The following is a 9,583-nucleotide window of genomic DNA, read 5'->3' as shown; positions in this document are numbered from 1 at the left end:
AAGCGTGTTCGGCTGGCCCGGCATCGGCCAGCTCGCCTGGCAAGCCATCCAGCGCGTCGATATCCCGATCATCATGGGCGTCACGCTGGTGTCGGCCTTCGCCATCGTGCTGGGCAATCTGCTGGCCGACATCATCGCGCCCTTTATCGACCCCCGCATCAAGCTCAGATGAAAACAGGACATGACTGAAACCAAACAGAGAAAGGGAACATAAAAATGAAAAAGTTTCTCGCATCCACAGTGGCGGCATCGGCGCTGGCGCTGATGCTTGGCATGACAAGTGTTCGCGCCGAGGACGCCATCGATCCGAACGCCAAGCAAGGCGGCGCCATTACCATCACCTACAAGGATGACGTTGCTACGCTCGATCCGGCGATCGGCTATGACTGGCAGAACTGGTCGATGATCAAGAGCCTGTTCGACGGGCTGATGGACTACGAGCCGGGCACCACCAATTTGAAGCCCGACCTCGCCGAAAGCTATGAGATCTCGCCCGACGGCAAGACCTTCACCTTCAAGCTGCGCCATGGCGTGAAATTCCACAACGGCCGCGAAATGACCGCCGACGACGTGAAATATTCGCTCGACCGCGTCACCAATCCGAAGACTCAGAGCCCAGGCGCCGGCTTCTTCGGCTCGATCAAGGGCTATGACGACGTCGCTGCAGGCAAGGCGGAAAGCCTCTCCGGCGTCACCGTCGTCGATCCCTACACGGTCAAGTTCGAGCTGACCCGCCCCGATGCCACCTTCCTGCATGTCATGGCCATCAACTTCTCGCATGTCGTGCCAAAGGAAGAGGTCGAGAAATACGGCGCCGATTTCGGCAAGCATCCGGTCGGCACCGGCGCCTTCAAGCTTGCCGAGTGGACGCTCGGCCAGCGCATCGTCTTCGAGCGCAACCCGGACTACTGGCACAAAGGCTTGCCGCATTTGGACAAGATCACCTTCGAGATCGGCCAGGAGCCGATCGTGGCGCTGCTGCGCCTGCAGAAGGGCGAGATCGACGTGCCCGGCGACGGCATTCCGCCGGCCAAGTTCCAGGAAGTGATGGCCGATCCCGAGCAGAAGGCGCGCGTCGTCGAGGGCGGCCAGCTGCACACCGGCTACGTCACCATGAACACCACCATGGCGCCGTTCGACAACGTGAAGGTGCGCCAGGCAGTCAACATGGCGATCAACAAGGCTCGCGTGATCCAGATCATCAATGGCCGCGCGGTGCCGGCCAACCAGCCGCTGCCACCGTCGATGCCGGGCTACGACAAGGAATACAAGGGCTACCCTTATGACGTCGCCAAAGCCAAGGCGCTGCTCGCCGAAGCCGGCCATCCTGATGGTTTCGACACCCAGCTGTTTGCCATGAACACCGATCCCAACCCGCGCATTGCCCAGGCGATCCAGCAGGATCTGGCGGCCATAGGCATCAAGGCCAGCATTCAGTCGCTGGCGCAGGCCAATGTCATCGCCGCCGGCGGCGACAAGGCCGGTGCGCCGATGATCTGGTCGGGCGGCATGGCCTGGATCGCCGACTTCCCGGATCCGTCGAACTTCTACGGCCCGATCCTCGGCTGCGCCGGTGCGGTGCCGGGCGGCTGGAACTGGTCGTGGTACTGCAACAAGGATCTCGACGCCAAGGCGGCCGAGGCCGATTCGGTGGTCGATCCGGCCAAGGCCGGCGAGCGCGACAAGATGTGGAGCGCTATCTACGACAAGGTGATGGAGGACGCACCCTGGGCGCCGGTCTTCAACGAGCAGCGCTTCACCATGAAATCGGCGCGCATGGGCGGCGCCGACAACCTCTATGTCGACCCGGTCCATATCCCGATCAACTACGACAATGTGTACGTAAAAGATGTGCAATAACTGCGACTACACCATCCACGGGCGCCATCATCATTTCGGCTGGGACAATTCGTTTGCCCCGGCCGAGCGGGTGGCGCCCGGCTCGACCATCGAGTTCCAGTGCCTCGATGCAGGCGGCGGTCAGCTGAAGCCCGACAGCACGGTCGCTGACATCGCCAAGCTCGACTTCGGCCAGATCAATCCGGTCACCGGGCCGATCTTCGTCGAGGGTGCGGAGCCGGGCGACGCGCTGAAGGTCACGATCGAGCTGTTCAAACCGTCCGGCTTCGGCTGGACGGCGAACATTCCGGGTTTTGGCCTGCTCGCCGACGACTTCAAGGAGCCGGCGCTGAACATCTGGAAGTATGATGCCGCCTCGCTCGAGCCGGCACTGTTCGGCAAGAATGCGCGTGTGCCGCTGAAACCCTTTGCCGGCACCATTGGCAATGCGCCGGCCGAAAAGGGTCACCACTCGGTGGTGCCGCCGAGACGCGTCGGCGGCAATCTCGACATCCGCGATCTCGCCGCCGGCACCACGCTCTATCTGCCGGTGGAAGTGGCCGGAGCGCTGTTTTCGGTCGGCGACACGCATGCCGCGCAAGGTGACGGCGAGGTCTGCGGCACGGCGATCGAAAGCCCGATGAATGTCGTGCTCAAGCTCGACCTGGTCAAGGATGCCAGGCTGAAGACGCCGCGCTTCACCACGTCGGGCCCGGTAACGCGCCATCTCGACGCCAAGGGCTATGAGGTGACGACCGGCATCGGACCGGACCTGATGGCCGGCGCCAGGGAGGCGGTTGCCCAGATGGTCGACCTGCTCGCTGGCCGTTACAAGATCGATCCGGTCGAGGCCTATATGCTGGCCTCGGTGTGCGGCGATCTCCGCATCAGCGAGATCGTCGACATGCCGAACTGGGTGGTGTCGTTCTACTTCCCGCGCTGCGTCTTCGAATGACCGCAGGTGCGGGCAAAAAGCGGACCGGGGCAGCTGCTCCGGTGACGGCGGGACCGGTGCTCGACATCGCCGGCCTGTCGGTCAGCGTGCGCGGCGAGGACGGCGAGCGCGAGGTCGTCTCCGACCTGTCGCTGACGCTGGCCCGCGGCGAGACGTTGTGCATTGCCGGCGAGTCCGGTTCCGGCAAGTCGATGACCGCGCTGGCCATCATACAATTGCTGCCACAGCCGGCGGCGCGCATTTCCGCTGGTAAAATCCGTCTCGGCGACACCGATCTGGCTGATCTCGACGACCGCCAGATGCGGCGCATTCGCGGCGACCGCATCGCCATGATCTTCCAGGAGCCGATGACCTCGCTCAACCCCGTGCTGTCGATCGGCCGGCAGCTGACCGAATCCATCGAGGCGCATACCAGCCTGTCACAAAGCGAGGCCCGCCAGCGCGCCATCGAAGCGTTGAAGGCGGTGCGCATTTCGGAAGCCGAAAGCCGGCTAAAGCAGTTTCCGCACGAACTGTCTGGCGGCATGCGCCAGCGGGTGATGATCGCCATGGCGCTGGCGCTCGAGCCCGACGTGCTGATCGCCGACGAGCCGACGACGGCGCTCGACGTCACCGTGCAAGGCGAGGTGCTGGAGCTGCTGCGTGACCTGCAGCGCCAGCATGGCACCAGCGTCATCCTGATCACCCACGATATGGGCGTCGTCGCCGAGATGGCCGACCGCGTCATCATCATGCGGCACGGCCGCATGGTCGAGGAAGGGAAAACTGCCGACATCTTCGCCCGGCCGCAAGCCGACTACACGCGCGAGCTGCTGGCCGCCGTGCCGCGCATCGGCAGCGGCGTGGGGCGGCAGAAATCCAGGGATGCCGAGGCGGCGACGCCAGCCAATGTCGCCGAGGTCAGAGACCTGCATGTCCGCTTCGACCTGCATGGCGGCTTCTTCGGCAGGGTCAACCGCCGCGTCCACGCCGTCGAGGGCGTCAGCTTCTCGATCGCCCCCAACGAGACGCTGGCGCTGGTCGGAGAATCCGGTTGCGGCAAGTCGACCACCGCCAAGGCGCTGGCCGGGCTGGTGCCTTACAGCGGTGACATCGTCATTGGCGGGCGCAACCTGTCCGGCCTTGGCCGCGACGAGCGCAAGGCGGTGCGCCGCGATGTGCAGATGATTTTTCAGGACCCCTACGCCTCGCTCGACCCACGCATGCGCGTCGGCGACCTCGTCGCCGAGCCGCTGCTGATCCACGGCATCGCGTCGAAGGATGAGCGCAGTCAGCGTGTGGCGGCACTGTTCGAGCGCGTAGGCCTGTCGGCCGACCAGATGGAGCTCTACCCCCACGAATTCTCCGGCGGCCAGCGACAGCGTGTCTGCATTGCCCGCGCGCTCGCGCTGCGGCCGAAACTGATCATCGCCGACGAAAGCGTCTCGGCGCTCGACGTCTCGGTGCAGGCGCGCGTGCTCGATTTGTTGAAGGAATTGCAGCGCGAATTCGGCGTCGCCTACCTCTTCATCTCGCACGACATGGCGGTGGTCGAGAACATCTCCGACCGCGTCGCCGTCATGTATCTCGGCCAGATCGTCGAGATGGGCACGCGCGACCAGCTCTTTTCCAACCCGCGTCACCCCTACACCAGACGGCTGATCGAAGCCGTGCCGGTGGCCGATCCGGGCAAGCGAAGAAGCCGCTTCGCCCGCCTCGACCAGGAAATCCCGAGTTCGACGCGAAAGATCGGCGAGACGCCTGCGAGACTGGTGCTGAGCGACGTCGGTGGCGGACATCTTGTTGCTGCTGGAAGCTGAGGTCGCCACCCCAGACCGTGGGGCTGCATCCGCCTTCGGAGGACACAGCTGCAATCACGCGATTGCGATCTTGACCGGTTCACGCACCACGGCATTCGCCAAGCGGCTGCCGTCGATCAATTCCTGGTGAGCCCCTGATACGGCGTCGTATTCAGGATGTAGGCCACCTCGGTCCGGTTCCGGGCGCGAAGTTTCTTCATGATATTGCGGACATGCACCTTGACCGTGCTCTCGCACATGTTGAGTTCATAGGCGATGATCTTGTTCGCTTTCCCTCGACGCAGGGCTTCGATGACCGAGATCTGGCGTGACGTGAAAACGTTGTCGTCTTGCGACTGCTGTTTGCCCGTTTGCTGGCCGTCCTTGGCGTTTTGCGCCGATTGGTAAAGGACACTCGGTGGGATGAAAATCCCCCCTGCCGCCACAAGATGAATGGCCTTGGCCGCGACCTGCAAGCTGACGCTCGTCGGAACATAGCCTCGCGCGCCTTTTTCGATCGCCTTGAGAATATCGTCAAGATTTTCGATATCGGCCAGGATGATGGCATTCACCGAAGGTCTGGTGGCCTTGAGATGGGCGATCCGGGCAAGATGGTGGTCCGCTTCGGAATTTGACCACATAACGCACATCAACACCGTCGAGATCCTTTGGGTCTCATCCAGGCTTGCCGCATCGAAGGCTTCGATGCTCGAGAAATGCTGGAAACGAAACGCTGGTTCGAAAACCGCCAGGCCCCTTGCCAGGCAGTCGCACATCAGCGGTCGATCATCGACAATCGCGATCTCGATATCCGCCGCTATGGATGGCGGTGGGCTATCAGGATCGATATCAAAAGCGCACAGGCTTTGTTGAGCCGTCTCATATGGTTGAATTGTTAGCATGACTCCACCCCTTTGTCGGATCTCGCCCCCGCGGGGCTTGGCCTCTACTCCACTGTTTTAGCTCCTCCTTACTAAACTTGGATTCGAGGCAGACGTATGTGAAACAAAGCACACGACTGGGCGAATTCGATTCCGGCCCGATATGCTGACCCGGTGAAGGACGATCTGTTCGACCCAGCAGACCCATCCGCCGCAGCAATCGGTCACGCCAACCAACTTTGCGGCGGTGCCCCGACGCGCTTTAGATCGCGTCAGGCTTTCCCGGGACCGGGTGCAACTTTCTACTAAAGTAACGGTTATCGCGGTGCCGGGCGATGGTTACCATCCACGGATGTGCTTATCTCTGACGATCGCATCCGTCGACATTTCGCCAGGTGACACACCACAAGGGAGGAAGTTTAGACAATGAAGCTATCCCATTTCGTTTCGCCACATCATGGCGCCGCGGCTTCATGGACAACCCCTGGCCTCGCATTCTACAGAGCGGCTGTGGGCACGCGCCACATGAGTCGGACGCGGGCGGCGGTTTCAATTCAAGGGGAAGAGCATGAGCATTCGGTCGATGATGATAGGGGCAGCCGCCCTGGTGGCGGTTGGGACGTTCGCTGCGCACGCGCAAGCCGAAGGGTTCGAAAACATCGTGCTGTCCGCAAGCAAGGACGCAAAAGAGACTCAGGCGACATTTGCGCCGGATACGGCCAACATCTTCCTCTCCGCCGATCTGACCGACGCGGTGGCCTCGGGATCGAAGCTCACCGTGAGCTGGATTTCTGTGGATTCAGGCGGTGTCGCGCCAGCGAACTACAAAATCGACGAGGTCAGCTTCGAAATCGGCATGATCGAAAACCATGTCGACTCCTCGGTGAGCAAGCCGGATGCCGGCTGGCCGGTCGGCACTTATCAGGTGCAGATCGCCGTTGACGGCACGGTGAAGGAAGCGGTCGACTTTTCCGTGAAGTGACCGGGGCGCGCCAGGTGCCGCCCATGCTCCACGAGTAGGCGTCGCAGCCCCGTCATCGACTATGGCGCGAGAAGAACGCGCCTCGGATGTACTTTCGATTAGGCAAGCCTTGCCGATCCTATTGCCGCTGGCGCGAACTCGGCGCCGACGGCGACGCTTGGTTCCGACTGCAGCTCGGCGAAGTGGGTCCGAATATTCTGTCCGGCTTCTTTAGAAAGCTATAGACCTCGATCAAATCAATGCGACTGCTTGCGACCTGGGGCAATCGCGACAATCGCCCTGTCGGAACGGGTGAGCACTGCTTGGGCAAATCGTGATGCGCGCATTCTTTCGATTGGTTGCCGTTGTGATCGTGGTGTCCGGCGTGACCGGTTGCACCAGCATTTCCTACTATGCGCAATCCGTGAAGGGTCATCTGCAGATCATGACGGCGCGCCAGGATGTCGGAAAGCTGATCGAGGATCCTTCGACGCCCAAGGTATTGCGCGCCAGAATGGCATCGGCGAGCGCCATACGACAGTTTGCAACAGATGAACTGGCGCTGCCCGACAACAATAGCTACCGCAGCTATGTTGATATCGGCCGGGACTCGGTGACATGGGCTGTCTTCGCTGCGCCGGAATTCTCGCTGACGCCGCGAACATGGTGTTTTCCCGTTTTCGGCTGCGTTCCCTACCGGGGATATTTCTCCAGGAAGTCTGCGACTGAAACCGCTGTCGAACTTCAAGGACAGGGCATGGACGTCTATGTGACGGGCATCACTGCATATTCCACGCTTGGCTGGTCAAGTGACCCGCTGCTAAGCACGATGTTCAGCCAGGATGAAACCTATCTTGCAGGGTTGGTTTTCCATGAACTCGCCCACCAGCGCGTCTACGTCAACGGCGATTCCGCATTCAATGAGGCGTTCGCTGTCGCCGTCGAAACAACCGGCGTGAGAAAATGGCTGCGCGCGGCTGGCGATACCGCGGCATTGCGCCGTTACGAAGCTGCCCGGAGGCGCAAAGCTGAATTTCTTGCGCTTGTCTCCCAGACCCGGGACGAGTTAACGCAAGTCTATTCCAACTCCGGCACCTCGGAGCAAAAGCTGGCCGCAAAGACGGCTGCGATTGAACGGCTGCGGATGCGCTACCGACACATGCGCGACAGGCGCTGGGGTCGATACCGGGGATACGATGCCTGGTTCGCTTCCCCAATCAACAACGCGAAGCTCGCCGCGACTGCTGTGTATGGTGAACAGGTTCCGGCGTTTCTGCACGTGTTCGACTTGTGTTCGGGCGACTATATCAAGTTCTATGCGTCGGTTCGACGGATTGGCGCACTGGACGAAGCTCACCGTGCCGAAGCCCTTGCGGCGGCAGATAGCTGTTATTGAGCTGGTCAATGTGAAGGCCTGAAACGAGACCAGAGGCGGGCTGAGGCGTCCACCATCTGCCGCTCCCTTTGGAAGGCTGCTGATAGACGCCGCCAGTCACCCCGCGTCGCTTAGCCGGAATTCGTCGCCGAGCAACCGTTCGTTGGGATCGATCGGACCCAAGCTCTTTACGACCCGGAATCGACCGCTTTGGGCCTGCGCGATATACATGTTCATGCAAACATGGTGCTGGCCGGGTACCATTTCAGCCGGTCCGCCAGGGCCTTCGCTTATGCGGGCGTGATCGAGTGCCCGGATGACTGCGTCGCGCTCCACCGTGCCGGCCTCCTTCACGGCCGCTTCCCACATCCTGATCGCGCGGTAGTGACCGGTGCAGCCGCTGCCTGCGGTCAACATGGCACTGCCGGGGTATCGATCCTGGTAGCGACGCAGGAGAGCTCGCCCAAATGGGTCGTCGAGTTCCTGGTAGTAGTCGAGACAGCTGTAGAGACCCTCGATCTGCTCGGACGGCACAAGGTTGAAGAAGTTCTCGTCGAAGTAGGTGCAGACGATCTTGCCGCCGCGCTTGCCGAAACCGGCCTCGTGCAGTTCTTCGAAGAACGGTGTCAGGCCCGGCGGCACGATGGTATTGAAAACCACATCGGTGCCGCTCGCCATGATCTGCTGTGCCGTCCGCCTGAAATCGATGGTGTCCAGCGGAAGATACTCCTCGCCAACGATCTCGCCCCCATTGGCGCGCACCACCCGGCTCGCGGCCTTGTTCAGCACATGGGGCCAGATGTAATCGGACGACGGCAGATAGAACTTCTTCGCGCCGGTGCTGTTCATGAGCCATGGTATCAATGGCTCGACCTGCTGCGCGGGGACGGGTCCGGTGCAGAAGATCAGGGGATGGTTTTCCTGCCCCTCGTACTGCTCGGTGTAGATGTAGAGAGTCTTGCCCCGCGTAACCGCCTCGCTTTTGATGGCCTGGCGGGTCGAGCTGTAGATGCCGCCGACGACCACATCCACCATGTCGACGTCGATCAGTTTCGCGGTCCTTGCCTTGGCGACGTTGTCGATGGTTTCGCCGTCCTCGATGACAAGCTCCAGCGGTCGGCCGAGCAAGCCGCCCCTGGCGTTGATATCGTCGACGAGCATGGTGGTGAGGTTCGCATTTGCGACGCCCATGAAAGACAACGGGCCGGTGAGTTCGGCGATAAGACCGATCTTGATGGGTTTCGGATCCATTTGATTTCTCCAAATCAGGGGGTTCGTCGGGCGCGCCGCCGCCGGGCGGCAGGCGGCGCATGGCGAGGGGAACTCAGGCCTCGTAGTGGCCGAGCAGCAGTGCCGCCTGCGGCTTGCCGACATGGCCGGCTTCCTGCAGGATCGCGGGCACCTCAGGATCCGACACGAAATTCTTCCAACCCTCGGCGTCCCAGTCGAAGATCGCCCAGACGCGGTCGGGCTCGCTGGGGTCGCGGAAGACGGTCGCACCGTTCGAGCCGTGCAACCGGCGCTTGTCGGCGCCCTTGGTTGAAAAGATACGGATGAAGTGGTCGACGTCAGCCACTTTGGTCGTTGCGAGAAGCATCTGATTTCCTCCTGTCGGTCGCGGCCACCATTGGTCCGTCGACAGGATCACGATGCGCGCCCGCGAACGGGCGCACATGGGGTGGATTCCCTATGCCTGCGTTTCTCCCGGCCGGATAAGGCCGTGCTCGACGGCATAGAGCACTGCTGCGGCGCGGGTGGTCACACCAATCTTGGAATAGACGTTCTGGATATGGT

9 protein-coding genes are annotated in these 9,583 nt (G+C 61.8%); 6 read left to right on the top strand and 3 right to left on the bottom strand.

Annotated elements, in window-relative coordinates; genetic code table 11:
* The 4 genes from EN935_RS11680 to EN935_RS11665 form a co-directional block, all read left to right on the top strand.
* Positions 1-172 (top strand): ABC transporter permease subunit (locus tag EN935_RS11680; RefSeq protein WP_127373330.1); only part of this gene is annotated, 172 nt, incomplete at its 5' end.
* Positions 173-216: 44 nt separating this feature from the next.
* Positions 217-1,860, top strand: a complete 1,644-nt coding sequence (locus tag EN935_RS11675; protein ID WP_127263138.1) for an ABC transporter substrate-binding protein — start codon at positions 217-219, stop codon at positions 1,858-1,860.
* Complete coding sequence (locus tag EN935_RS11670) at positions 1,850-2,794, top strand: acetamidase/formamidase family protein (protein ID WP_127263139.1); 945 nt, start codon at positions 1,850-1,852, stop codon at positions 2,792-2,794. Before EN935_RS11675 ends, EN935_RS11670 begins: the two co-directional genes overlap by 11 nt.
* Positions 2,791-4,593 (top strand): ABC transporter ATP-binding protein, encoded by a 1,803-nt coding sequence (locus EN935_RS11665; RefSeq protein ID WP_127373329.1) that lies wholly within the window; start codon positions 2,791-2,793, stop codon positions 4,591-4,593. The genes EN935_RS11670 and EN935_RS11665 overlap by 4 nt, the downstream gene beginning before the upstream one ends.
* 116 nt (positions 4,594-4,709) lie before the next feature.
* Here EN935_RS11665 and EN935_RS11660 read toward each other — a convergent pair whose 3' ends face one another.
* Positions 4,710-5,474, bottom strand: a complete 765-nt coding sequence (locus tag EN935_RS11660; protein WP_109667389.1) for a response regulator transcription factor — start codon at positions 5,472-5,474, stop codon at positions 4,710-4,712.
* Between the two features lie 547 nt (positions 5,475-6,021).
* Here EN935_RS11660 and EN935_RS11655 point away from each other — a divergent pair.
* The gene (locus tag EN935_RS11655) at positions 6,022-6,435 is read left to right on the top strand and encodes a hypothetical protein (RefSeq protein ID WP_126070964.1); all 414 of its coding nucleotides are present in this window, start codon (positions 6,022-6,024) and stop codon (positions 6,433-6,435) included.
* Between the two features lie 316 nt (positions 6,436-6,751).
* Positions 6,752-7,810 carry an aminopeptidase gene (locus tag EN935_RS11645; protein ID WP_127264620.1) on the top strand — a complete coding sequence of 353 codons (1,059 nt, stop codon included), beginning with the start codon at positions 6,752-6,754 and terminating at the stop codon, positions 7,808-7,810.
* A gap of 96 nt (positions 7,811-7,906) precedes the next feature.
* Here EN935_RS11645 and EN935_RS11640 read toward each other — a convergent pair whose 3' ends face one another.
* Complete coding sequence (locus EN935_RS11640; protein WP_109667381.1) at positions 7,907-9,040, bottom strand: substrate-binding protein; 1,134 nt, start codon at positions 9,038-9,040, stop codon at positions 7,907-7,909.
* A 73-nt stretch (positions 9,041-9,113) separates the two neighbouring features.
* Positions 9,114-9,386: a hypothetical protein gene (locus EN935_RS11635; protein WP_027024197.1), complete on the bottom strand. Its 273-nt coding sequence runs from the start codon at positions 9,384-9,386 to the stop codon at positions 9,114-9,116.
* Positions 9,387-9,583 lie beyond the last annotated feature (197 nt).

This window comes from Mesorhizobium sp. M7D.F.Ca.US.004.03.1.1, assembly GCF_003998635.1.
GTDB lineage: Bacteria > Pseudomonadota > Alphaproteobacteria > Rhizobiales > Rhizobiaceae > Mesorhizobium > Mesorhizobium loti.
Note: the sequence above shows the minus strand (reverse complement) of the source record. Positions and strands in the feature narration are given on the sequence as shown.

What these genes read in the sequence shown, in the direction of transcription:
- EN935_RS11675 (WP_127263138.1), top strand. Translation starts at nt 217, where the DNA reads ATGAAAAAGTTTCTCGCATCCACAGTGGCGGCATCGGCGCTGGCGCTG.
- EN935_RS11670 (WP_127263139.1), top strand. Translation starts at nt 1,850, where the DNA reads ATGTGCAATAACTGCGACTACACCATCCACGGGCGCCATCATCATTTC.
- EN935_RS11665 (WP_127373329.1), top strand. Translation starts at nt 2,791, where the DNA reads ATGACCGCAGGTGCGGGCAAAAAGCGGACCGGGGCAGCTGCTCCGGTG.
- EN935_RS11660 (WP_109667389.1), bottom strand. Translation starts at nt 5,474, where the DNA reads ATGCTAACAATTCAACCATATGAGACGGCTCAACAAAGCCTGTGCGCT.
- EN935_RS11655 (WP_126070964.1), top strand. Translation starts at nt 6,022, where the DNA reads ATGAGCATTCGGTCGATGATGATAGGGGCAGCCGCCCTGGTGGCGGTT.
- EN935_RS11645 (WP_127264620.1), top strand. Translation starts at nt 6,752, where the DNA reads ATGCGCGCATTCTTTCGATTGGTTGCCGTTGTGATCGTGGTGTCCGGC.
- EN935_RS11640 (WP_109667381.1), bottom strand. Translation starts at nt 9,040, where the DNA reads ATGGATCCGAAACCCATCAAGATCGGTCTTATCGCCGAACTCACCGGC.
- EN935_RS11635 (WP_027024197.1), bottom strand. Translation starts at nt 9,386, where the DNA reads ATGCTTCTCGCAACGACCAAAGTGGCTGACGTCGACCACTTCATCCGT.